At 66.4% G+C, this 24180-nt stretch carries 24 protein-coding genes and 1 pseudogene; 15 read left to right on the forward strand and 10 right to left on the reverse strand.

What is annotated here, in order from left to right:
* Positions 1-8: 8 nt before the first annotated feature.
* Positions 9-632, reverse strand: coding sequence for an NADPH-dependent F420 reductase (locus A5758_RS05840; protein ID WP_067738288.1), 624 nt, complete (start codon positions 630-632; stop codon positions 9-11).
* A 98-nt stretch (positions 633-730) separates the two neighbouring features.
* On the opposite strand from A5758_RS05840, the gene A5758_RS05845 reads away from it, so the two are divergent.
* Positions 731-1213, forward strand: coding sequence for a MarR family winged helix-turn-helix transcriptional regulator (locus A5758_RS05845; RefSeq protein ID WP_067737656.1), 483 nt, complete (start codon positions 731-733; stop codon positions 1211-1213).
* A gap of 135 nt (positions 1214-1348) precedes the next feature.
* Here A5758_RS05845 and dnaB read toward each other — a convergent pair whose 3' ends face one another.
* The 9 genes and pseudogenes from dnaB to A5758_RS05890 form a co-directional block, all read right to left on the reverse strand.
* The gene (gene dnaB, locus A5758_RS05850; RefSeq protein WP_067208519.1) at positions 1349-2725 is read right to left on the reverse strand and encodes a replicative DNA helicase; all 1377 of its coding nucleotides are present in this window, start codon (positions 2723-2725) and stop codon (positions 1349-1351) included.
* 519 nt (positions 2726-3244) lie between these two features.
* Positions 3245-3703: a 50S ribosomal protein L9 gene (gene rplI / locus A5758_RS05855; protein ID WP_067737658.1), complete on the reverse strand. Its 459-nt coding sequence runs from the start codon at positions 3701-3703 to the stop codon at positions 3245-3247.
* Between the two features lie 32 nt (positions 3704-3735).
* Positions 3736-3990, reverse strand: a complete 255-nt coding sequence (gene rpsR, locus A5758_RS05860; RefSeq protein WP_066950849.1) for a 30S ribosomal protein S18 — start codon at positions 3988-3990, stop codon at positions 3736-3738.
* Between the two features lie 36 nt (positions 3991-4026).
* The gene (locus A5758_RS05865; RefSeq protein WP_066950853.1) at positions 4027-4545 is read right to left on the reverse strand and encodes a single-stranded DNA-binding protein; all 519 of its coding nucleotides are present in this window, start codon (positions 4543-4545) and stop codon (positions 4027-4029) included.
* A 112-nt stretch (positions 4546-4657) separates the two neighbouring features.
* On the reverse strand, positions 4658-4948 hold the full coding sequence (gene rpsF / locus A5758_RS05870) for a 30S ribosomal protein S6 (RefSeq protein WP_061557737.1): 291 nt from the start codon (positions 4946-4948) through the stop codon (positions 4658-4660).
* A gap of 144 nt (positions 4949-5092) precedes the next feature.
* Positions 5093-5734: a DJ-1/PfpI family protein gene (locus A5758_RS05875; RefSeq protein ID WP_067737660.1), complete on the reverse strand. Its 642-nt coding sequence runs from the start codon at positions 5732-5734 to the stop codon at positions 5093-5095.
* A 9-nt stretch (positions 5735-5743) separates the two neighbouring features.
* Positions 5744-7374: pseudogene (locus A5758_RS05880) on the reverse strand (glycosyltransferase family 87 protein); the annotation flags it as partial.
* Entirely contained in the window at positions 7371-9941 is a 2571-nt protein-coding gene (locus A5758_RS05885) for a transglycosylase domain-containing protein (protein WP_369816387.1), read from the reverse strand. The gene A5758_RS05885 and the pseudogene A5758_RS05880, both read right to left, overlap by 4 nt.
* Positions 9934-10359 (reverse strand): DUF5318 domain-containing protein, encoded by a 426-nt coding sequence (locus A5758_RS05890; protein WP_067208750.1) that lies wholly within the window; start codon positions 10357-10359, stop codon positions 9934-9936. Before A5758_RS05890 ends, A5758_RS05885 begins: the two co-directional genes overlap by 8 nt.
* Positions 10360-10479: 120 nt before the next feature.
* On the opposite strand from A5758_RS05890, the gene A5758_RS05895 reads away from it, so the two are divergent.
* The 14 genes from A5758_RS05895 to A5758_RS05960 all read left to right on the forward strand — a co-directional run bounded on the left by A5758_RS05895 (position 10480) and on the right by A5758_RS05960 (position 24175).
* Positions 10480-11361 (forward strand): DUF1707 domain-containing protein, encoded by an 882-nt coding sequence (locus tag A5758_RS05895; RefSeq protein ID WP_067737670.1) that lies wholly within the window; start codon positions 10480-10482, stop codon positions 11359-11361.
* A gap of 135 nt (positions 11362-11496) precedes the next feature.
* Positions 11497-12039 carry a PadR family transcriptional regulator gene (locus A5758_RS05900; RefSeq protein WP_066950869.1) on the forward strand — a complete coding sequence of 181 codons (543 nt, stop codon included), beginning with the start codon at positions 11497-11499 and terminating at the stop codon, positions 12037-12039.
* A gap of 58 nt (positions 12040-12097) precedes the next feature.
* Entirely contained in the window at positions 12098-13195 is a 1098-nt protein-coding gene (locus A5758_RS05905) for an inositol-3-phosphate synthase (protein WP_067737672.1), read from the forward strand.
* A gap of 188 nt (positions 13196-13383) precedes the next feature.
* A complete protein-coding gene (locus tag A5758_RS05910) occupies positions 13384-14511 on the forward strand; it encodes an LLM class flavin-dependent oxidoreductase (protein ID WP_067737674.1) in 1128 nt (375 codons plus the stop codon).
* On the forward strand, positions 14508-15677 hold the full coding sequence (locus tag A5758_RS05915) for a sulfotransferase (protein ID WP_067738291.1): 1170 nt from the start codon (positions 14508-14510) through the stop codon (positions 15675-15677). Before A5758_RS05910 ends, A5758_RS05915 begins: the two co-directional genes overlap by 4 nt.
* A 1-nt stretch (position 15678) precedes the next feature.
* The gene (locus A5758_RS05920) at positions 15679-16482 is read left to right on the forward strand and encodes a sugar phosphate isomerase/epimerase (protein WP_067737676.1); all 804 of its coding nucleotides are present in this window, start codon (positions 15679-15681) and stop codon (positions 16480-16482) included.
* Positions 16483-16484: 2 nt separating this feature from the next.
* A complete protein-coding gene (locus A5758_RS05925) occupies positions 16485-17693 on the forward strand; it encodes a DUF1214 domain-containing protein (RefSeq protein ID WP_067737679.1) in 1209 nt (402 codons plus the stop codon).
* Positions 17694-17705: 12 nt separating this feature from the next.
* Entirely contained in the window at positions 17706-18620 is a 915-nt protein-coding gene (locus A5758_RS05930; protein ID WP_067737686.1) for an alpha/beta fold hydrolase, read from the forward strand.
* Between the two features lie 15 nt (positions 18621-18635).
* Entirely contained in the window at positions 18636-19421 is a 786-nt protein-coding gene (locus tag A5758_RS05935) for an LLM class F420-dependent oxidoreductase (RefSeq protein ID WP_067737688.1), read from the forward strand.
* A 108-nt stretch (positions 19422-19529) separates the two neighbouring features.
* Positions 19530-20270, forward strand: a complete 741-nt coding sequence (locus A5758_RS05940; protein WP_067737690.1) for a GntR family transcriptional regulator — start codon at positions 19530-19532, stop codon at positions 20268-20270.
* A 48-nt stretch (positions 20271-20318) separates the two neighbouring features.
* Entirely contained in the window at positions 20319-22136 is a 1818-nt protein-coding gene (locus tag A5758_RS05945; protein WP_067737692.1) for an ABC transporter substrate-binding protein/permease, read from the forward strand.
* Complete coding sequence (locus A5758_RS05950) at positions 22133-22876, forward strand: amino acid ABC transporter ATP-binding protein (protein WP_067737704.1); 744 nt, start codon at positions 22133-22135, stop codon at positions 22874-22876. Before A5758_RS05945 ends, A5758_RS05950 begins: the two co-directional genes overlap by 4 nt.
* Positions 22877-22948: 72 nt before the next feature.
* Positions 22949-23455: a MarR family winged helix-turn-helix transcriptional regulator gene (locus A5758_RS05955; protein ID WP_067737711.1), complete on the forward strand. Its 507-nt coding sequence runs from the start codon at positions 22949-22951 to the stop codon at positions 23453-23455.
* 48 nt (positions 23456-23503) lie between these two features.
* Positions 23504-24175: an SDR family oxidoreductase gene (locus tag A5758_RS05960; RefSeq protein ID WP_067737712.1), complete on the forward strand. Its 672-nt coding sequence runs from the start codon at positions 23504-23506 to the stop codon at positions 24173-24175.
* The last annotated feature ends 5 nt before the right edge of the window (positions 24176-24180 follow it).

Raw genomic sequence — 24180 nt, forward strand, 5'->3', positions numbered from 1 at the left:
CGCGCGGCTCAGCCGGGAACGGTGGCGCCGAGGGCGAAGTCGAAGTTCCCCACCCCGTGGCGGGCGAGGCCCATCACGACCAGGCCCGTTCCTTCCAGCCAGTGCGCCATGTTCAGGCCGCCGACGTCTAGCGGGCGCAGCCCGAGCGTCTCGATGAACTCCTTCACGCGCGCCTTGGCGCGCGCGTCGTCGCCGGCGATGAAGACGTCGAGCGGCCGGCTCTGGGCCAGGACAACACCGAAGATGGTGTTGAACGCCTTCACCACGCTGGCGCTGGCCGGGGCAGCCTTGGCAACTTCCTGCGCGATCGAGGTGCCATCGGGGATGGCCAGCCCGTCGGCCGCGGAATTGAAGGGGTTGCTGATGTCGACGATGACCTTGCCCGCGAGGGCGTCTCCGTACTGCGCGACGACTGGAACGACATGGGCGTACAACAAGGCCACGATGACGATGTCCCCGGCTGGGACGGCCCCGAACTCTCCCGTCGTGGCGCTGCCGCCGAGAGCCTTGGCCAGGTCAGCGGCCTTGGCCTGATCGCGGCCAATGACCTCGACGGTGTTGCCGCCCGCTACCGCCAGCGCGCCGATGGCGCGGGCCATGTTCCCGGTGCCGATGATGCTGATGCTGCTCATGAGGTATCCCGCCTTGAACTTGTGAGCCGAAAAGGTTGACGTGTCCACCGTAGGTCGAGTTGGATGACACGTCAACCAATCGGGTAGTATGGCGGCTGATGGAACCGAACTGGCTGGACCCTCGTGAAGACCGCGCTTGGCGGGCCTTCCAGCACGCGCATCATCAGCTAGACGTGCATCTGAACCGGGGCCTGCAGAAATCGGGCTTATCCGGGGCCGACTACGAGATCCTCGCGGTGCTCTCGAGTCACGACGGGGACCGCATGCCCGCGCACGACCTGTGCAACACACTGGGCTGGGAGAAGAGCCGTGTTTCCCACCAGGTGCGGCGCATGCAGAAGGACGGGCTGATCTGTCGCGAGCCCAATCCTAAGGACGCCCGCAGCACCATGGTCTGCCTGCTGCCGGCGGGCCGCGCCGCCATCGAGAAGGCCGCGCCCCGGCACGTGGAGGACGTCCGCCGGAACTTCATCGACCTGCTCACCCCGGCTGAGCTCGACATGCTCGCCGCCCTCAACGAACGAGTCCTGCACCATCTGGCCGCAAACGACGACTCCCCCGCCAAAGAAGAGCCCTCGTAGCCTTCATAGGCACAGACATCAACAGCGGCAATAGCGAGTGCGGCTGACTAGAGATCATCTTCATGGCGGATCCGCCATCTCAACGCCACGAAGATAAGAATTCCGCCACGTTGGATGAGAACCTACGCCTCTGGCCTACCGCGCCATGTTGGAGAAACGCGACAAGTGCAGCTGGTGCGCGACGGTGACGGTCTTGGTCGGGCCGTTACGGTGTTTGGCGAGAATGAAATCCGCCTCTCCCCCACGCGGATCGTCCCGCTCGAACGCGTCGGGGCGGTTGAGCAGGATCACCATGTCGGCGTCCTGCTCGAGCGATCCCGACTCACGAAGGTCAGACAGCATCGGCTTCTTGTCGGTGCGCTGCTCGGGGCCGCGGTTGAGCTGGCTGATCGCGACAACGGGGACCTCGAGCTCCTTGGCCAACAGTTTGAGTTGGCGCGAGAATTCGGAGACTTCTAGCTGCCGCGACTCAACCTTCTTTCCCGACGACATCAGTTGCAGATAGTCGACCACGACCAGACGCAAGTCGGCCTTCTGCTTCAGCCGGCGCGCCTTGGCGCGGATCTCCATCATGGTCAGGTTCGGCGAGTCGTCGATATACAGTGGCGCCTCGCTGATTTCGCTCATCCGCCGCGCCAACCGCGTCCAGTCGTCGTCGCTCATGCGCCCGGAACGCATGTCGGCGAGTTTGATTTTCGCTTCGGCCGACAGCAGCCGCATAACAATCTCGGACTTGCTCATCTCCAGCGAGAAGATGACGCTGGCCAGTCTGTGCTTGATCGAGCAGGACCGCATGAAGTCCAGCCCTAGCGTGCTTTTGCCCACGCCAGGCCTGGCCGCCACGATGATCATCTGCCCGGCATGCAGACCGTTCGTCACCTCGTCGAGTTCGGTGAAGCCGGTCGGCACGCCGCGCGAGATGCCGCCGTTGGAGGCGATGGCGTCGATCTCATCCATCGTCGGCTGCAGCAGGTCCTCCAGCGGTACGAAGTCCTCCGACGTCCGCCGCTCGGCCACTTCATAGATCTCTGCCTGTGCCCGGTCGACGACCTCGGCCACGTCGGCACCCTCGGCGCCCGCGTAGCCGTACTGAACGACGCGCGTGCCGGCCTCCACCAGCCGGCGCAGCAGCGCCTTCTCGGCCACGATGGTCGCGTAGTAGCCCGCGTTGGCGGCCGTGGGCACGGTCGAGATGAGGGTGTGCAGGTACGGCGCCCCGCCGATGCGGCGCAGCATCCCCCGCCGATCCAGTTCCGCGGCCACCGTCACCGCGTCGGCCGGCTCGCCGCGGCCGTACAGGTCCAAGATTGCGTCGTAGACGTTCTGATGCGCGGGGCGGTAGAAGTCGCCGGGCCGCAACCGTTCCAGCACATCGGCGATGGCGTCCTTGCTCAGCAGCATGCCGCCCAGGACGGCCTGCTCCGCCGCGAGATCCTGCGGTGGCTGACGGCCGAAGTCCTCACTGGGTGCCGACGAATCCATGCCCGACGCCAAGTCATCGACGACCGCCATGGATCCCTCCTCCCCTGCCACGCATCCGAACGTACATTCGAAAACCGCTCTCGTCAGCGTAAGTCAAGGAGCCGACACTTTCGTCCCACAGCACTCGCACGCCTCGCGCCGGGACGACGTTAGACGTTGCTGGCTAGTAGGTGAAAGGGCCGCTGTTCATGAACCTGTGCATCGTGTGTGCATATCCTTCGACACCTGTGTTGAGTGGGGTGTGGAGAACCTGTGTATGGATTCAAGGGGCTCTGACATCGGTGCTGTTAAGGGCCATGTAACGCCAGGAAATCCGTGTGGACAAGAATCTCTACGGCGTGTCGTCGCAGGTTACTGCGCCGGGCGTGTTGGCTTTCGGCCATATTTTCGCAGCGTTACGGCAGGGTAAATAGGGTCCACCGAACACCCCGTAGCGATAGTTCGCTAGGACGCGCGTCCGCGATGAGGCCAGGCCGCGTGACCCCGGCACAACTAGGCCCGGCGGCGGCCGATGATGGCCGCCGCCGGGAAAGAGCAAACGTGGGAGGCTTAGCTCTCCGCGACGACCTCGAGGGCGACCTCGACGTCAACCTCGGGATGCAGGTGCACCGACACGGGGTGGGTGCCGACAGCCTTGATGTGCGACTTGGGCAGCCGCACGATCCGCTTGTCCAGGTTGGGACCGCCGGCCTGCTTGATGGCCGCGACCACGTCACCGGACGTCACCGAGCCGAACAGCTTCCCGGAGTCGGCCGCGGTCCGCACCGGCAACTGGACGGGGCCCAGCGCCTCGATCGCGGTCTTGAGTTCGTTGGCGTGCCCGAGGTCGCGCACCGCCTTGCCTTCGCGGGAACGGCGGATCTCGTCGGCCTGCTTCTGCGCGCCGCGCGAGGCGACGATCGCCAGACCGCGCGGGAGCAGGAAGTTGCGGCCATAGCCTTCCTTGACCTCGACCGTGTCGCCGACGGTACCGAGGTGGTCGACGTCGGCCGTCAGAATCAGCTTCATCGTTTTTCGTACTTTCGCTTCGGTTTCGGCGGCTATCGCGCCGAGGACGTGAAGGGCAGCAAAGCCACCTCGCGGGCATTCTTCACCGCGATCGCGATGTCACGCTGGTGCTGCACGCAGTTGCCGGTGACGCGCCGCGCCCGGATCTTGCCGCGCTCACTGATATAGGTGCGCAGCAATGCGGTGTCCTTGTAATCGATCGCTTGCCCCTTTTTCGAGCAGAAGACACACTTCCGCGTCTTGACCGGCTTTTCCGGAGCCGGACGTCGCTTGCTGGACTTAGCCATGACTGTCTTTCTTTCCGTTTCTTACTGTTGAAGTTTTCAGAACGGCGGTTCGTCGTCGCCGCCGCCGAAGGACCCGGATGCCGGGGCACTGCCCCACGGGTCGTCGGCCGGTGCGCTGCTCGCCGGCGCCGATCCCTGACGGGACCCGCCTCCGCCGCCGAAGCCGCCACCACCGCCGCCGCCGCCGCTGCGGCTGGCCTTATTGACTTTGGCCGTGGCGTACCGCAGCGAGGGCCCGATCTCATCGACCTCGACCTCGAAGACGGTGCGCTTCTCGCCTTCGCGCGTCTCGAAGGACCGCTGCTTGAGCCGGCCGGTGACGATCACCCGTGAGCCTCGGGTGAGGCTCTCGGCGACGTTCTCGGCAGCCTCGCGCCAGATGTTGCACCGCAAGAACAGCGCCTCACCGTCTTTCCATTCCGAACTCTGGCGGTCAAAGATCCGGGGTGTAGACGCCACGGTGAAATTCGCGACGGCGGCACCGGACGGGGTGAACCGCAGTTCGGGGTCGGCGGTCAGGTTTCCGACAACGGTGATAGTGGTGTCACCAGCCACAATTTCCTCCTCGTTCCGCCCTGCTACTCGCTTCTCCGACGGTAAATGGCACGTGTCCTGGCTGAGCCTACGCAAGTCCACCGACGGTGGGCCCACGACTCGGCCACGGGTGTTAGTGCTTGTCGGTGCGCATCACCTTGGTGCGCAAGACCGACTCGTTGAGGCTCAGCTGGCGGTCGAGCTCGGAGACCGTCGCCGGCTCCGCCTTCAGGTCGACGACGACATAGATGCCTTCGGCGTGCTTGGCGATCTCGTAGGCCAGCCGGCGCTTACCCCAGATGTCGACCTTGTCGACGGATCCGCCGTCCTTACGGACGACGTTGAGAAACGTCTCCAGGGATGGAGCAACAGTGCGCTCGTCGAGCGTGGGGTCAAGAATGACCATGATTTCGTATGGACGCATGGAAACCTCACCACCTCCTCTGGTCTTCGCGGCCACGGTCGTTCCGTGGCAGGAGGGTCGCCTGCGTCGGCAACCGCATCAGGCTACCGGATGGGTGGGTTGGCCTCCAAAATCGCGACGGATCCGGCCGCTCGAGCAATCCGGCTATTGCCGCGCGTCCAAGTATTCGGTGGCCCGGTCCACCGTCGCCTGATCGGCCTTGGCGAGCGCGCCCGAATCGAACGGCGGCTGCGGGTCGTATTCGATGAGCAGCTGAGCGGCCTGCGCGGCCCGGCGGTCCACCAGGAGTTCGACCAGCCGTAAGGCCATGTCGATCCCGCTGGACACCCCCGCGGCGGTGATGATCCGCTGCGGCAAGTGCTCGACGACCCGGTCCGGCACGTACCGGGCGCCCAGCTGGTTGAGCAGGTCCCTGGCGCGCCAGTGCGTCGTGGCGGTGAGCCCGTCGAGCAGGCCCGCGGCGGCCAACAGCAGCGCACCGGTGCACACCGACGTGGTGAAGATCGTGGTCGGGTGCACCGCTTGCAGCCATTCGCGGATGGTGCCGTCGTGGATCAGCTGGCGCGTGCCGATCCCGCCGGGGAACAGCACCACATCCGGCGAGGTGACCTCGTCGAATCTCGCGTCGCAGCTGAGGCCGAGCATCCCGTTTTCCGTGCGCACCTCGCCCCGGCGGTGACCGATGAACACCACCTCGACCGACGGGACGCGTTGCAACACTTCGTAAGGCCCCACAGCGTCGAGCGCGGTCACGCGGGCGAATAACGGGACGGCGACCAAAGTCATGGCGCCACTCCGGCCGGCACCGGGGGCTCGATCTCGGGCACCGTGGCGTGGCGCATGCCGGCCGGTCGTAGCCAGTCCGGCAGCCACCGGGGCGGGGCGTCGGGCGCGCGGTTGAAGGGCCCGCCCGACGGGTCGTCCACCCGGCCGTTCCAGCGCACCAAGTCCTCGTCGGGCCGGTAGATCTGGCGGATCACCAACGCGCACAGCGCGATGACGGCGATGTCGCGCAGCAACACCGTCGTGGTGAAGAACTGCTCCGGCAGCGAGCGGTTCGGGTTGCCATATAGGAAGTACATCCGCGGCACCCATACCACCGCATCGATGGTCATCCACGCCAGCAGGATCCGGCGATGCGGCAGAGCCAGCACCGCCAGCGGGACCAGCCAGAGCGAGAACTGCGGACTCCACACCTTGTTGGTCAACAGAAAAACAGCCACCATCAAGAACAGCAGCTGCGCCAGCCGCGGCCGCTTCGGAGCGGTCAGCACGACATATGCGATTGCCGCACAACCGATTACGAACAAGACGGTGACCACGGCGTTCAGCAGGGTGGGCGGCTCCCAAAACCCCAGCTTGGCATCGAACCCGCGCCAGCCGGTGAACGATTTCACCACGTTATAGAGCGAATCCATGTCGTCGCCGCGTCGGGTGTTGAGCCGGAAGAATTCCGACCACCCGCGGGGAAACAGCACCAACACCGGCAGGTTCACCAGCAGCCATGTCACCGCGGCCGTTCCCGCGGTGCTAGCCAAAGCGCGAAAGCGCCCCGTCCGGATCGCCAGAACCACCATGGGACCCAGGAACAACAACGGATACAGCTTGGCCGCGGCACCCAATCCGATCAGCATGCCGGCCAGCACCGGTTTGCGCCGCGCCCACGCCAGCAGCCCCGCCATCGCGAATGCCGTTGCCAGCGCGTCGAAATTGGTAAAGATCTGGAAGATCAGCAGCGGCGACGCGGCCACCAGGGCCGCATCCCATATCCGGCGCCCCGCCAGGCCGGCGGTCGCCCAGACGGTGGCGAGCCAGGCCAGCGCCAGACCGAACGCCGCGACGTTGAAGAACATCACCACCTCGGCGACCACCGGCAGCGGACCCAGCTTGCTCAGCGCGGTATAGGTCTTCGCCAGCGCCATCGACACGTACTGATACATCCCGGTCAGCACCGGATACTCCATGTAGCGCACCGCCGGCCGGCCGTCGTAGCGCGTCTGCGGGGTACCGCTGCCGTCGGTCTCGACCCAGCTCGACTTGTACGGAAACTTGCCCTGGCTCAACAACTCCGCGCCGTAAAGCGGAACGGTATCGGAGTAGCACAACTCGTAGTACGCGCGTTGGTTCTCCCAGTTGGCTACCCGCTGATCCCCCGTGCCGGTGCCGGTGCTCTGCAGGCAGGCCGCCTTCGTCGACCAGCCGAGCGCCAGGAATACCAGTCCGATCAAGAACATCACCCGCAGTGGCGTCATCACCCGGGCGCGCCCGATCAGCGCGTGTCTGCCCACCGGCCCACCGGCGACTTCCGCCAGGGCGGCGCCCAACGAGTCGGTGCGGCTTGGGCAGTCGCGGTTGTCGACGCTACGCAGATCGCCGGCCAGCGGCTCCGGAGAAATGGAGGTGCTGCGCTGCTCGGCCTCGGTCACGGCGGCGGCTGGCCAGCCGGCGGGGGAGCTTGGGGGCCGCCCGGCGGCACGCCCGGCTCTTGACCGCCGGGACCTCCACCGCCCGGCGGTGCCGGCCCAAGAGTGACCGTCGTGGGCGGACCGATCGGGATGGTGATTCCGGGCGCCACTTCGACGGTGGGCTGAATGACCGTCACGGACGGCGGCGGTGGGGGCGGGGGCGCCGGGACGCCGGCATAGCCGCCGATCTCCGTCGGCTTGGGGAACGATTCATTGGAGGTGCCCTTCAGGGCGCCATCCATGGTGGACTTCCAGATGTCCGATGGCAGCCCCGAGCCGTAAACCGGTGCGCCCGAGGCGGTTACGAGCGGCACGTCGCCTTTCGCGGTGCCCACCCACACGGCCGTCGACAGCGACGGCGTGTATCCGACCATCCAGGCGTCCTTGTCGGCGGTGGTGTCACCCAGCTGTGTGGTGCCTGTCTTGGCCGCCGACGGCCTGCCGCCGGACAAGGAGTGGCCGCGCGAATAGCTGGCGATCGGCTCCATGGCCGCGGTGACGTTGTCGGCCACGGCCTTGGGGATGCGCTGCTCGCCATTGTTGTCGGACTTGCTCGCGTCGAAGAGCACCTGGCCTTCGGAGTTGACGACCTTCTGCACAAAATGCGGCCGGTGGTAGACGCCGGAGGCGGCCAGCGTGGCGTACGCCGAGGCCATGTCGATCACCCGGGTCTGGTACTGCCCCAGCACAATTCCATTGTTGGGCGGCCCGCCTTTGCCGTCCTCGGACAGCGTGTGGTCCACGCCGGGGAAGCTGGTCGCGATGCCGGCCTGGTGCGCGGCGTCCGCGACCGCCTGCGGGCCGCCCTTGAGCTTGAGCATCAGCCGGTAGTAAGAGGTGTTCAGCGATTGCTTGAGCGCCTGGGCGATATTGCACGTCCCGCAGCCCTCGCCCTCGACGTTTGTGATCTTGATGCCGTCGACCGTCAGCGGCGAACTGTCGACCTGGTAACCCAGACCGATCCCCTGCTCAAGCGCGGCCACGAGTGCGAACACCTTGAACGACGACCCGGTTTGCAGGCCCGCCTGCGCGAAGTCGAAACCGTTGGCGTCCGTACCGCCGTAGTACGCGCGTATCGACCCGTCGTGCGGGTCGATCGACACCGCGGCCGACCGCATGTCGGGGTCTTGCCCGTCAAGGTATTTCGATACGGCCTTCTCGGCGGCCTGCTGGGCTTTCGGGTCGATGGTGGTGGTGACCTGCAGGCCCTGGGTGTTCAGAGTCCGCTCGTCGATGTTGAACAGCTCCATCAACTCTTTGGTCACCTGGCGCTCGATCAGCCCGTTGGGACCCGTCGTCTGGTTCTCGGCGCGGGCTTGGTCGGGCGGCACCGTCTGCGGGAAATCCTGCGCGGCACGGTCACTGGGCGACAGCGCCTTGGTCTCCACCATGCCGTCGAGCACCCAGTTCCAGCGGGCCCGGGCGCCCTGCGGGTCGACGGCCGGGTCCAGCGACGACGGCCGCCGGATCAGCGCCGCCAGCAGCGCCCCCTCCGAGACGGTCAACTGCTCGACGGGCTTGTTGAAGTAAGCCTTGGCGGCGGCGGAGATCCCGTAGGCGCCCCGGCCGAAGTAGATGATGTTCAGGTAGGCCTGCAGCACATCGTCTTTCGACCACTCCCCCGACATCTTGGTGGCGATCACGAGTTCCTTGGCCTTGCGCATCAAACCGCTGACGCCGTGTTGAGCCGACCCCACCAGCGCGTTCTTCACGTATTGCTGGGTGATGGTCGACCCGCCCTGCAGGTCACCGTTGCCGAAGAGGTTGTTGTTCACCGCCCGCGCGAAGCCGCTGAAGTCGAACCCGGGGTTCGAGTAGAAATTGCGGTCTTCGGCCGCGATCACCGCCTGGCGCACGTGCACCGGCACCTGGTTGATGTTGACGTCAACCCGATTGCCTTCGGGCGGAATGATTTTAGCGATCTCTGACCCGTCGCTGGCCAGGATGGTGGAGACCTGGTTGGTGCGCAAGTCGCCCGGCTTGGGGATGTCGACGATGAAGTAGGCCATGGCGAACGTGACGATCGGCAACAGCACGAGCACCGCCGCCGACAGGTAGGCCGCTCGCCGCACCCACAACCAGTTGATCTGCTGGGTCCAATGGACGTCACGTGGCGGCCGGGGCCCGAAGCCGTCCGGCCCACCGCGGCGACCCCCCGGCCCGGGCGGTGGTGGTGGCCCTTCCGGCGGACGGCCTCCCGCCGTCGGCCGGGCGCGACGCGGCGGCGTTCGGCTATCCAGCGCCGCCTTGACCTCCTCAAGCGCATCACGCTGCAAGGGCGTCGACGAAGGGCTGTCCAGCGCGGCTTTGACTTCCTCGATGCTGGGATCGGGCCGCCGGGGCGACCGGTCATCGACGACCGGCGGAAGAATCGTGGTCATCCGGTCATCGGGCGGAACCCCACGGCGTTGGCCGGCCGACGACGGCGCGCCACGCGGGCGCTCGCCGCTTCCATGTTTTCCCACCCGCTCAGTCGCCGGCCCATCCGCGTCGCCGGACGACTGGTTGTGGGGTCCGTCGTTATTCAATGGCCGTGCGCGCGCCGTTTCGTGCCGTCCGCGTACCGCGGGTGCCCTTGGGTGGGCGCGCCGCTCCGAGCACGTACGACTTGACCAGATGATTCCACTCGCAGGTCCGGCATACCTCCACCACGTGGACAGCGAACTCCTCGAAGCGACTCGCCAGCAAAACCAACTCTTCGGCGGTGCGCGCCGAGCCCGATACCGGACCAAGGTGTTCGCCGAACACCCACGACACCAGCGTCAGCTGCTCCTTGCGGCAGATCGGGCAGATGACCTGGCTCGGTTTCCCGTGAAACTTGGCGGCGCGCAGCAGATAAGGGTTCGCGTCACACACCTCGGACACGCCCGTGCGGCCCGAGTACACCTCGGCCAGCAGTGCTCGCCGCCGGAGCGCGTAGTCCACCACTTGTCGCTGCAGTCGCACGCCCACCAGAGTACGTCGCCATCCGGGCGACCGATACGCAACCAAACCTGTGGCGGGCCGAGCCGAGTACAGGCGGGCGCATTCTGTGCCGTACCGGGCCCGGACTCTACGATCATCCCCGTGGCGAAATGGCTCGGGACGTCGCTGGGTGGCGGTGTGGCGGCAAGCACCCGCGCCAAAGACATCAATCGGCAGGACGCCTGCAAGATCCTCGACAACGCCCTGACCGACGGCGAGCTCTCCATGGAGGAGCACCGCGAACGGGTCAGCGCGGCCACCAAGGCGGTCACGCTCGGCGATCTGCAGGCCCTGGTGACCGATCTGCAAACCGACAGCAGCGCGCTTCCGACGCCCGCCGCCAAAGCCCTGTCGGTGCCGCCGAAGCTGCGCGGTTGGGGGATGCTCGCCGCTGCCTTCGTCGTCTCGGTGCTCCTGGGCGTCGGCATCGGGTGGGGCATGTACGGCAACACCGACTCGCCGCTGGACTTCACCACCGACCCCGGAGCCAAGCCCGACGGCGTCGGCCCGGTGGTGCTGACCCCGCCGACCCAACTGCATTCGGTCGGCGGGCTGACCGGCCTGATCGAGCAAACACGCAAACGGTTCGGCAACGCCGTGGGGTATCGACTCGTGATCTATCCGACGTACGCGGTCCTCGACCGGCCGGACCCCTCCGACGATCGCCGGGTGCTGGCCTACACCTACCGCGGGGGCTGGGGCGACCCGAGCAGCTCGGCGAAAAGCTCCGCGGACGCTCCCGTTCCGGTTGACCTGGGCAAGTTCGACGTCACGGCGACCGTGGGCATCATGCGCGGCGCCCCGCAGACCCTCCACATGAAGCCGTCGGACGTCAAAACCGAGTACCTGAACATCGAACCGGCGACCGACCCGACCACCCCCGGCGCGCTCTCGCTGTCGCTGTATGTCTCGAGCGACTACGGTGGTGGATACATCGTCTTCGCAGGTGACGGCACCGTCAAGCAGCTCAACTTGCCGTCGTAGCCGCCGCGATTCGATTCGGCGCACCCGGACTAATAGTGGACGAACATCCGGTGGTGTTGTGGCGAATATATCGAGGCGATACGATTACGCGAGGCGTCGAACCGTCGTAACCAACCATGCAAAGGGGGTGATTCGATGCTTGAGCTCGCCATCCTGGGTCTTCTCATCGAATCGCCGATGCATGGTTACGAGTTGCGCAAACGGCTAACCGGCCTCCTCGGTGCGTTTCGTGCGTTCTCGTACGGTTCGCTGTACCCGGCCCTCCGGCGGATGCAGGCCGAAGGGTTGATCGCCGAGGACGCCGCCCCGACCGGAACGCCGGTTCGGCGTGCCCGGCGCGTCTACCAGCTAACTGACGAGGGCCGTCGGCGCTTCGGTGAGCTGGTGGCCGACACCGGCCCGCACAATTACACCGACGACGGCTTCGGGGTGCACCTGGCGTTCTTCAACCGGACTCCGGCGGAGGCGCGCATGCGCATCCTGGAAGGTCGCCGCCGTCAGGTCGAGGAGCGGCGGGAAGGCCTGCGCGAAGCCGTGGCGCGGGCCAGTAACTCGTTCGACCGCTACACCCGCCAACTTCACCAACTGGGGCTCGAGTCCAGTGAGCGCGAAGTGAAGTGGCTCAACGAGCTCATTGCTGCGGAGCGGGCGATGCCCGGCCTCTCCGAGCAGACGTAAAACCCCTGCACGAATTCGATCAGCTGCGACACAAGTTATGGAGTTAGGAGAACGCCCAATGAGTGACCAGAACGCGCCACAGGCGTCGACCGAGGTACGAGTCGCCATTGTCGGCGTCGGTAACTGCGCGTCTTCCCTGGTACAGGGCGTCGAGTACTACCAGAACGCCGACGAGAACAGCACCGTGCCCGGCCTGATGCACGTGAAGTTCGGCCAGTACCACGTGCGCGACGTCAAGTTCGTCGCGGCCTTCGACGTGGACGCCAAGAAGGTCGGCTTCGACCTGTCCGACGCGATCTTCGCCTCGGAGAACAACACGATCAAGATCGCCGACGTGCCGCCCACCAACGTGACGGTGCAGCGCGGCCCGACACTCGACGGCATCGGCAAGTACTACGCCGACACCATCGAGTTGTCCGACGCCGAGCCGGTCGACGTGGTCAAGGTGCTCAAGGAGAACAACGTCGACGTGCTGGTGTCCTACCTGCCGGTGGGCTCGGAGGAGGCCGACAAGTTCTACGCCCAGTGCGCCATCGACGCCGGCGTGGCCTTCGTCAACGCGCTGCCGGTGTTCATCGCCTCGGACCCGGTGTGGGCCAAGAAGTTCGCCGACGCGGGTGTGCCGATCGTGGGCGACGACATCAAGAGCCAGGTAGGCGCAACCATCACCCACCGGGTGATGGCCAAGCTGTTCGAGGACCGCGGTGTGCAACTGGACCGCACCATGCAGCTCAACGTGGGCGGCAACATGGACTTCCTCAACATGCTCGAGCGCGAGCGGCTGGAGTCCAAGAAGATCTCCAAGACGCAGGCCGTCACCTCCAACCTGCAACGCGAGTTCAAGACCAAAGACGTGCACATCGGCCCGTCCGACCACGTCGGCTGGCTCGACGACCGCAAGTGGGCGTACGTGCGACTGGAGGGCCGCGCCTTCGGCGACGTGCCGCTGAACCTGGAGTACAAGCTCGAGGTGTGGGACTCGCCGAACTCGGCGGGCGTCATCATCGACGCGGTGCGGGCGGCCAAGATCGCCAAGGACCGCGGCATTGGCGGCCCGGTGATCCCGGCGTCGGCCTACCTGATGAAGAGCCCGCCGCAGCAGCTGCCCGACGACATCGCCCGTACGCAGCTCGAAGAGTTCATCATCGAGGGCTGACCCCCATCCGCCGATCGTGCGGTGAGGTCGCGCTGCTGCGGCTTCACCGCACTTTCGTTTTGCGGGGTCATTCGGTCACGCCAGCGTGACGCTCGGCTCCCGCAGCCACGCTGGCGTGACGCTCGGCGCTACAGCGGAAAGCCAATTCATCGACACGGCGCTGTGCGGGTGCTTAGCATCATCTCTCGATGACCGTTCAACCCGCGGCGTTCCTGCGCACGACGCTCCCCCTGGACCTGTCCCGGCTCAACGAGTTGGACAGCGGCCGATACCACTCGATCTGGCTGCCCGACCACATGGTCAGCTTCTGGCCCGACTCGATCTGGACCCCCGAGTTCACCGACCTGGCCACCGCGTCCCCGTCGCCGCACCGCCACCTGGACGGCTTGGCGGTGGCCGCTGCGGCCGCCGTTTTAACCGAGAACGTTCCGATCGTCAGCGCCGTCGTCGACACCGTGCGCCGCCACCCCAGCATGCTGGCCCAGACGGCCCTGACCATCGACCACCTCGCCAAGGGCCGTTTCATCCTGGGCCTGGGCAGCGGCGAGAGCGAGAACACTCTGCCCTACGGTTTCGACTTCGCAAGACCGGTCAGCCGTTTCGAGGAAGCGCTGACGGTGATCCGGCTGCTCTGGGAAAGCGAAGGCCCGATCGATTTCGACGGGCAGTTCTACTCGCTGCGCCACGCCCGGCTGGACACCGAACCCTACGCTGGGCGGGCACCGCAGATCTGGATCGGCGCCAGCGGCCCGCGCATGCTGGACATCGCCGGCCGGCACGCCGACGGGTGGTGGCCGGCCGGCGCCTGGACGCCGGAGCACTACGCCGAAATGCTCTCCGCGGTAAGGACATCGGCCGAATGCGCCGGCCGCGATCCGCTGGCGATCACAGCGTGCTTCATCCAGGTCTGTCTGATCGGCGAGGACGAGGACGCCCTGGCCGAGATCCTGCAGGCGCCCCTGGTGAAGGCGTTCCTGCTGCAGGTGTCGGCGGAGACGTTGCGCGGCTTCGGGTTCGAGCACCCCATGGGTGATCGCTGGCGCGGATTCCAGGACATCGACCCGGCGGTGCTGACCCGCGAGCGGATCCTCGCGTTCCTCGATAAAGCGCGGCCCGAGATGGTGCTGGCCGCCGTGCCGCACGGCACACCGGCGGAGGTTGCGAAAATCGTCAAGACGTACGTGGACGCGGGCCTGCGCGTGCCCAAGATCCTGGATTACGGCGCCATGGCCGGCCTGAGGTACGCCGAGGCTTCGGCGGCCAACGTTCGCGCCGCCGAAGACGAACTGATGCGGCTGTGCGGGGGCCCTTCGTGACGACGCCGCTGGGCGCCGCCGAGCTGCTCGCCGCCGCGCAGGCCGAAACCGGACTGAGCGACTACGGCGATCCCACGTTGCCGCAACGCTTCACCGCCGCCGTGGACCACCTGAACGACCTGGGCATGGACGCCGGCGGCAACCGGCAAGCCGCGCTGGTGTGTCACTGGCTGCTGACATCGCGGCTGGAATTCATCGAAGACCGCAACCGCTACCCGATCGCCGACGAGTTCATCGCGGAGCCGACGTTCGTCACGGGCGAGCCCCGTTCGGGGACAACACTTATGCACGCCCTGATGTCCGTCGATCCGCTGGCGCGGGCGCTACGCTTCTGGGAAGTGATGTATCCGTCACCGCCACCGGGCCTGGCCGGTCCCGGCGACGACCGCCGGCGGCGTGCCGACGACGACTGGCGCGAGATCAACGCAAAGATGCCCAAATGGCTGCACAGTCACCCCTACAACGACATGCTGGGCGACGGCTTGCCCGAAGACGAGCGCACCTGGGCGTTCGATTTCCGGGTGATGACGCCCACCGCCTGGTGGCGCGTGCCGATGCAGTCGCTGGTTGGCGGGCTGGCCACCGACGCGGCGGCACAATACCGGCTGCATAAGGCCATGCTGCAGCAGCAGCAATACCGTCGTCCGCGTAAGTACTGGGTACTCAAGGGGTTTCACGGCTTCCGGCTCAAGGAACTCTTCGACACCTATCCCGACGCGCGCATGGTCTGGCTGCACCGCGACCCCGTACAGGTCGCCGCGTCGCGGACCATGATGATGGCCGACATCGCCGAAGGCATCGTCGGTCCGGTCGACCTGCACGCGGAAGCGAAGAAGCACCTCGAGATGACCCGCGCCAGCATCGCCAACACGATGAGCAATCCCTTGGTGGACGATCCGCGCATCCTGCACGTGCGCTACGCCGACTTCATCGCCGACCACATCGGCACCGTGCGGCGCTACTACGCGTTCTGCGGTCGCGAGCTGACGAAAGAGGCGGAATCGGCGATGCGCGCCTACCTGGCCAACAATCGCGGCGACCGGTACGGCAAATTCCGCTACTCCACCCAACTGCTGATCGACATCGGCGAAGACCTCGACGCGCTGCACGCCGAATTCCGGCCGTTCCGAGAGCGATTCGGTGTCGCCATCGAGAACCGGGCCTGACATGACCCGAACCCACGAACGCCTGTCCGTGCACAGCGTCACCTTCTATGGCGACCCGCTCGAAGCGATGGAAGCGCATTGGGCGGCACTCGGCGTGTCCCGGCTGAGCATCCTGGACAGCCAGCTGCTCGACCCGGAATTCCCAATGCTGTTGCGGGGCAACGACTACACCGTGGAGGCCGTGTACCACCTGTTTGCCGGCGGCGCACTGGCCAACGACCCGCGGGCCGCCCGCGCCGCGCTGTGTGCCGTGATCGACGCCGCGGCCGCCGTCGGCGCGCGCACCGTCTACTTGCTCACCGGCGGGCGCGGGGACCTCACCTGGGCACAGGCCGCCGAACGGTTCTGCGCCATGGTGGCCCCCTGCGTGGCACACGCCAAGACGGCCGGGGTGGCGCTGGCCATCGAGAACGCTTCCAGCCTGTACGCCGACATCCACCTCGCCCATACGCTGCGAGACACCGTCGCTCTGGCCGAGATGGGCGACCTGAGCGTCTGCCTCGACGTGTTTCACTGTTGGGCGGAGGGCGATTTCGAGGCGATGGTGCAACGGGCACTGCCGCGGACCGCGCTCATCCAGTTGAGCGACTACGTGCTCGGTGACCGGGCGCTGCCGGGCAGGGCGGTTCCCGGTGACGGCACGATTCCAATCGAGGCGTTCGCCGCCGAAGCGCTCGCCGGCGGCTATCCGCACGGATTCGACCTGGAACTGATCGGTCCCCGCATTGACCGTGAGGGGCGCCTGGAATCCGCCCGGCGCGCATGTGACGTGGTCGGCGCGATGCTCGACAGGCTGGGTGCGTGACGATGGCCTTCGGTGACGGTCCCGACGACGCGGCGCTGCAATCAGCCTGGACGGAATTCTGCGCGCGGTTGCAGCTTGCGGGCGAGCAGGTTTTCAAGCAGGCCAACCCGTCGTCCGGTGTGCATCGTGTCGATGCCTACCGGTTTCTCACCCAAAACCTGGGCCAGGCCTTCGATCTCGCGCTCGAAACGCACGACACCGGCTATCCGACGCTGCACAACTTCTGCGGCCCGACCCGCAAGCTCGGCGGCGACTGCGCCGACTTCACCTACCAGCAGGCGTGGATCGATGGGCGATCGACGTACCGCCTTAGCGGCACCAGGGGCACCGCACGGTTCTTCAACGCGACGGTCCAGGGGCCGCGCACGCCCGGCCCGGGCGTGCTGCACGAACCGTTCGGGGACATACCGGAAGCCAACCTGTTCGGCCATCAGCTCCACGTCGGCGACGACGGGCAATTCGAGCTCTACATTGGCGGGCCCGAGCGCGAGCAAAACTGGCTGCCCACCACCGCCGGGTCACGCAAACTGTTCATCCGCCAGGGGTTCGACCGCTGGGACGAGCTGCCGGCCCAGCTTCGCATCGAGCGCATCGACATGGACTCTCCCAAGCCGTTGCCCTCCCCCACCGAGATGCTCGAGGCGATGCGCTGGGCGGGTGATTTCGTCACCGGCTTGATGACCGACTGGCCCGAGTTTCCGTTCACCCACGGCGGCGTGGACGCCAAGCGCCCGAACGCCTTCCCGCAAGTCGACGCGACCGACGCCGACAGCAAGCGCGGACGGGCCGCCGCCAACATGTATTGGGAACTCGCGGACGACGAGGCGCTGATCGTCGAATTCGATGCCCATGACGGGCTGTGGATGCTCACCAATATGGGTGTTTTCTTCAACAGCATGGACTACCTGTACCGGCCGGTGAGCTACACGCCGAGCCGCACGAAGACCGACGCCGACGGCCGCATTCGGCTCGTCATGGCTCATCGTGATCCAGGCGTGCACAATTGGCTCGACACCCAGGGGTTTGGGTGCGGCAACCTGACCTACCGGCACATGCTCGAGGGCGAACCCGTCGCGCTGAACACTCGGGTGGTCAGGCACGACGACGTGCTCGCCGCTCTCCCGGCGGACACCGCCATGGTGGGTCCCGCCGAACGCACCGCCGCGATGTGGGAGCGGTTCGACGGCATTCGCCGTCGTTACGTCCTCTAGTGTCTGTAGATCGTGACCGAAATCTCCGGAGACGAACTGGACGGACTGTCCGAGTTCTCGCTGTTGCGCGAGAACGCCGAGCAGGCCGGCGTCGAGGGTCCGCTGCCCGACGTCCAGCGCGTCGAATCGGGCACGGCTGAGAGCAAGGTCAGCGCGCTGCGCTGGGGCGGCACTCCGCCGCGGATCGTCTTTCTGCACGGCGGCGGGCAGAACGCGCACACCTGGGACACCGTGATCGTCGGCCTCGGCGAGCCCGCACTGGCCGTGGACCTGCCCGGGCACGGCCATTCGGCATGGCGCGAGGACGGCGACTACTCGCCGCAGATCAACGCCGACGCCCTATTGCCGGCGCTACGCGAGCACGCGCCCAGCGCCGATCTCGTCGTGGGCATGTCGCTGGGCGGGCTGACCGCATTACGGCTGGGCGCCGTGGCGCCCGAACTCGTCAACGAACTCGTCTTGATCGACGTCACCCCGTCGGCGCTGCAGCGGCACTCGGAGATGACCAAGGAACAGCAGGGCACGGTGGCGTTGATGCACGGGGAACGCGAATTCCCCAGCTTCCAGGCCATGCTGGACCTGACGATCGCCGCGGCGCCACACCGCGAGGTGAAGGCGCTGCGCCGCGGCGTGTTTCACAACTCGCGCAGGCTGGACAACGGCAACTGGACGTGGCGCTACGACGCCATCCGCAAGTTCCCCGACTTCGACGTCCTGTGGGAGGACGTGGACCGGCTGTCCGCACCCATCACCCTCATCCGCGGCGGCAAGTCGGGTTTCGTCAGCGACGACGACGCTGCCGAACTCACCCGTCGCACAAAGCATTTCCGCACGCAGCACGTCGTCGAGGATTCCGGACATTCCGTGCAAAGCGACCAGCCCCTCGCCCTGATCGATCTGCTGCGCGGGGTGCTCAACGCGGGCTGAGCCTACGGTGGTCTCATGAGCCCTGATCTCCCCATTCGCATCGGCGTGCAACTGCAGCCTCAGCACGCGCCGCAGTATCGCCAAATCCGGGACGCCGTGCGTCGCTGCGAGGACATCGGCGTCGACATCGCCTTCAACTGGGACCACTTCTTCCCCCTCTACGGCGATCCCGACGGTGCGCATTTCGAATGCTGGACAATGCTCGGGGCGTGGGCCGAGCAGACTTCGCGCATCCAGATCGGCGCGCTGGTCACGTGTAACTCGTACCGGAATCCCGAGCTGCTGGCCGACATGGCCCGCACGGTCGATCACATTTCCGACGGCCGGCTCGTGCTGGGGATCGGCTCGGGATGGAAGCAGAAGGACTACGACGAGTACGGCTACGAGTTCGGCACCGCGGGCAGCCGCCTCGACGACCTCGCGGGCGCCCTCCCCCGGATCAAGGCGCGACTGGCGAAACTGAACCCCCCGCCGACCCGCGACATCCCGGTCCTGATCGGCGGGGGCGGTGAGCGCAAGACGCTGCGGCTGGTCGCCGAATACGCCGACCTGTGGCACAGCTTCACCTCCGCCGACGAGTTCCCGGCCAAGGCGGACGTCCTGGCCCGGCATTGCGCCGACGTCGGCCGCGACCCGGCGAGCATCGAACGCTCCGCCGCCGTGCAGGACGGCGGCGAGCTGATCGACAATGCCGAAAAGCTCGTCGGCCTCGGAGTCACGCTGCTAACCGTCGCGTGTGACGGGCCGGATTACAACCTCGGCGCCGCGGAAGCGCTGTGCCGGTGGCGGGATGGTCGTTAAGCCCGTCGCTGACCATTTATCGGCGAAACACCGGAAAATACGAGCCCACTCGTGAGAAACTTCTCGCGCTGATGGCCGCACCGGGTTTGAAAGAGACTCAACGACGAAATGCCAAAGAAATACGGGGTCAAAGAAAAGGACCTGGTTGTTTCGCACATCCTTCACCTCTTGCTGACGGGGAAGTTGCGCACCGGCGACCGCGTCGATCGCAATGAGATCGCGCTGGGCCTGGGCGTAAGCCGCGTCCCTATTCAAGAGGCGCTGGTGCAACTCGAACACGACGGCATTGTGTCCACCCGCTATCACCGCGGCGCGTTCGTCGAGCGGTTCGACGAAGCCACCGTCCTCGAGCATCATGAGCTCGAGGGTCTGCTCAACGGCATCGCGTCCGCACGCGCGGCCACCAGCCCCACGCCGCGGATCCTGGGTCAGCTCGACGCCTTCATGCGATCGCTACGCACAGCGAAGGATTCGCGGGCCTTCTGCGACATCGCCGCGGAGTACCGGCGCACCCTCAACGACGAATACGCCGGGCCGCGCCTGCACGCCACGATCCGCGCCTCGCAAAATCTGGTTCCCCGAGTGTTCTGGCTGATTTATCAGGGCAGCCGCGAAGAGATGCTGCCGTTCTACGAAGAGGAGACCTCCGCGATCAACCGGCGCGACCCCGAGGCCGCCCGGGCCGCGTGCGTCGGCCGCTCCTACCTGATGGCCCAGACCATGCTGGCCGAACTTTCCCGGCGCAGGGTGTTCACCGCCCCCGACGACGGGAGCCCGGTCGTGCCCGGACCGCTCGAGGTACTCGTCGACGCCGAAACCGTCAGCGTCGAGCCGTCGCTGGCGCTGTAGGGCACGCTCACCCGACGAAGCCGCCGCCCTGTCGATACGGTGGCAGGGATGAATGCGCGCGTGGACCGGCGCACCCAGCGCCGCGCAAGGCTGTTCGGACTGGCCGCGACGACGGTGCTGGTATGCGGCATGGCATTAGGCGGGCCGGCCGCGCCCGCGGCTGCCGACTGGAATCAATGCGCGCCGGCCGGCTTGGACAGCGCAAGGGCCTTGCCCAAGGATCTGACCGAGAGCCGGCCCACGCCCCAGGAAGACCGGGACACGACACAATCCGTCGAGCCGCTCACCGCGGTTGACGTCGGAGCGCTCGGGCTCGGCACACCGGGCGTGCTGACGGTGGGCACGCTCTCGGATGCCCCGCCCAACATCTGCATCAATCCGACCGGCGAATTCAGCGGTTTCGACAACCTGCTGCTGCGCGCGATCGCCGACAAGCTGCGTCTGCAGTTGCGCTTCGTCAGCACCGACTTCTCCGCGTTGCTGGCCCAGGTGGCGTCCCGGCGCTTCGACGTCGGATCGGCGTCGGTGAAAGCGACCGACCAACGCCGTCACACCGTCGCTTTCACCAACGGTTACGACTTCGGCTTCTACTCCCTCGTGGTGCCCCCGGGCTCACCGATCCACAAGTTCAGCGACCTCGGCGCCGGGCAGCGCATCGGCGTCGTCCAGGGCACCGTCGAGGAATCGTACGTCGTCGACACCCTGCATCTGCAGCCGGTGAAGTATCCCGGCTTCGCCACCTTGTACGCCAGCCTCAAGACCCGCCAGATCGATGCGTGGGTGGCGCCCGGAACGCTTGCCTCGACCGTGGTTCGGCCGGGTGATCCCGCGGTGACCGTCGCGAACACTTTCAGCCCAGGCAATTTCGTGGCTTACGCGGTCGCCAAGGAGAACAAGCCGCTAATCGATGCGCTGAATTCCGGGCTGGACGCGGTGATCGCCGACGGCACGTGGGCCAAGCTGTACTGCGACTGGGTGCCGCGCACGCTGCCGCCGGGATGGAAGCCCGGGTCGAAAGCGGCGCCGGTCCCGAACCTGCCGGATTTCGCCGCGATCGTCGCGAGCCAGCACCGCGCGCCGACAGGTCCGGCCGCGCCCAAATCGGCGCTGGCCCAGTTGCGCGATTCGTTCTTCGACTGGGACATGTACCGCCGAGCCATCCCCGTTCTGTTGACGACGGGGCTGCCGAACACCTTGATCCTGACCAACTGCGCCATCGTGATCGGGCTGGCGCTCGGGATGGTGCTGGCTATGGCGGGCATCTCGCATCGGCGCTGGCTGCGCTGGCCGGCGCGGGTATACACCGATATCTTCCGTGGCCTTCCCGAAGTGGTGATCATCCTGCTGATCGGAATGGGCGTCGGACCATTGGTCGGCGGCCTGACGAACAAGAACCCTTACCCCTTGGGAATTGCCGCGCTTGGGTTGATGGCCGCCGCCTATATCGGCGAAATCCTGCGCTCCGGAATACAAAGCGTGGACCCCGGCCAGTTGGAGGCCTCCCGCGCGCTGGGCTTCAGCTACACGACTGCGATGCGACTGGTGGTGGTGCCGCAGGGAATACGGCGGGTATTGCCGGCACTGGTCAATCAGTTCATCGGGTTGTTGAAGGCGTCCGCGTTGGTGTACTTCCTTGGCCTGATTGCCGATCAGCGAGAGCTCTTTCAGGTGGGCCGGGATTTGAATGCCCAGACCGGGAGCCTCTCACCGTTGGTGGCCGCCGGCCTCTTCTACCTGATATTGACCATTCCGTTGACGCATTTGGTGAATTACATCGACGCGCGCTTGCGCCGCGGCCGGGGCGCCCCCGACCTCGACGACAATGCCGAGATGCTGGCGACGAAGTTCGGCCAGGAGATCACGTGAGCGGCGCGAGGCGTCGGTCGGTTTCTTTGGCCGCCAAGGATATTCACCAGACCCTGGGCGGGAACAAGGTACTGCGTGGCGTCGATTTCGAGGCTCCGGCGGGCACCACCGTCGCTGTCATCGGACCGTCCGGCTCGGGCAAGTCGACGCTGCTGCGCACCTTGAATCGGTTGTACGAACCCGATAGCGGCGACATCCTGCTGGACGGTCGATCGGTGTTACGTGACGATCCCAACGAGCTGCGCCAGCGCATCGGCATGGTGTTTCAGCATTTCAACCTCTTCCCCCATCTGAGCGTGCTGAAAAACGTTGCGATGGCTCCGCGCAAGTTGCGGCACCTGCCGGCCGACGATGCCCGCGACCTGGCGCTGAACCAATTGGAGCGAGTTGGCCTGAAGCACAAGGCCGATGCCCGGCCCGGCATGCTGTCCGGGGGCCAACAACAACGGGTCGCCATCGCCCGCGCGCTGGCCATGGCACCTCAGGTGATGTTCTTCGACGAGGCGACTTCGGCGCTGGATCCGGAAACGGTCAAAGGGATTCTGCAACTGATCGCGGACCTCGGCGCCGACGGCATGACGATGATCGTGGTCACCCATGAAATGGGCTTCGCCCGCTCGGCATCCGACGCCGTTGTGTTCATGGATCGCGGCAAGGTGGTGGAATCCGGGCCCCCGGAGCAGATTTTCGAAGCCGCGCAGACCGAACGGCTGCAGCGATTCTTGTCCCAAGTACTTTGACCACCCCATTGCTACTAATTAGTCGGCTTAGCTAGCTTGTACGTGCCTGATATAGCGTTAGACTCCCCGTTTATGGCGGACAGCGAATCCACCGCGGCCGATGTCACCGAGCTTGCGGAAGGTTTGCACCGTGCGCTGTCCAAATTGTTTTCGATTCTGCGGCGCGGGGACCCGAGCGGCACCGCGGCCGCGGGCGAATTGACGTTGGCGCAACTGTCGATTCTGGTCACCTTGCTGGATCAGGGGCCGATTCGGATGACCGACCTGGCGGCCCATGAGCGGGTGCGCACTCCCACCACCACCGTGGCGATCCGCCGGCTGGAAAAGCTGGGGCTGGTGAAACGCTCGCGCGACCCGTCCGATCTGCGGGCCGTGCTGGTCGACATCACCCCGCGCGGACGTGCCGTCCACGGCGAGTCCCTGGCCAATCGGCGCGCCTCGCTGGCCGCGATGCTCAGTCAACTGCCCGCGTCCGACCTCGGCACCCTGATGCAGGCGTTGGCTCCGCTCGAGCGGCTGGCCTGCGGCGAACCGGCACCCGCGCCCGCGGGTGCGCCAGCTGCCCGTAAAGAGGCGTGAAAGTAACTGCCTTTCAGCGAGTTTGGCGGCGCCCGTAGACTACGGTGCATGCCAACTGCACTGATCACCGGCGCTGGCGGTGGCATCGGTTCCGCGATCGCCACCGCGCTGGCCCCCACCCACACTCTGCTGCTGGCCGGTCGGCCCTCCGACCGGCTCGACGCCGTTGCCCAGCGGCTGGACGCGACGACGTTCCCAGTGGACCTCACCGACACCGTGGAGATCGAGGCCGCCTGCGAGATCGTGGACGAACTCGATGTGCTGGTGCACAACGCCGGGGTGTCGATCCCCGGTCATGTCGCGGATTCCGACGTCGACGAGTGGCGCGCCACCTTCGCCGTCAATGTGCTTGGGCCGGTGGGACTTACACTGGCGCTGCTGCCGGCGCTGCGGCGTGCCCGCGGCCAGGTGGTCTTCATCAACTCCGGTGCGGGGCGCAACGTTTCGCCCGGCATGGCCTCCTACTCGGCCAGTAAGTTCGCGTTGCGCGCCTTCGCCGACTCGCTCCGTGCCGACGAACCGCAGTTGCGGGTGACGACGGTCTACCCCGGGCGCACGGACACCGAAATGCAACGGGAACTAGTCGCGTTCGAGGGGGGGACGTACGACCCGGCGAAGTTTCTCAAGCCGGAAACCGTCGCGGCAACGGTCGCCAACGTGCTGGCGACGCCACCCGACGGACACGTCCACGAGGTGGTGCTGCGGCCCGCGGGCCGGTGACTCGC

The organism is Mycobacterium sp. 852014-50255_SCH5639931 (genome assembly GCF_001665605.1).
In the GTDB taxonomy this organism is placed as follows: Bacteria; Actinomycetota; Actinomycetes; order Mycobacteriales; family Mycobacteriaceae; genus Mycobacterium; species Mycobacterium paraffinicum.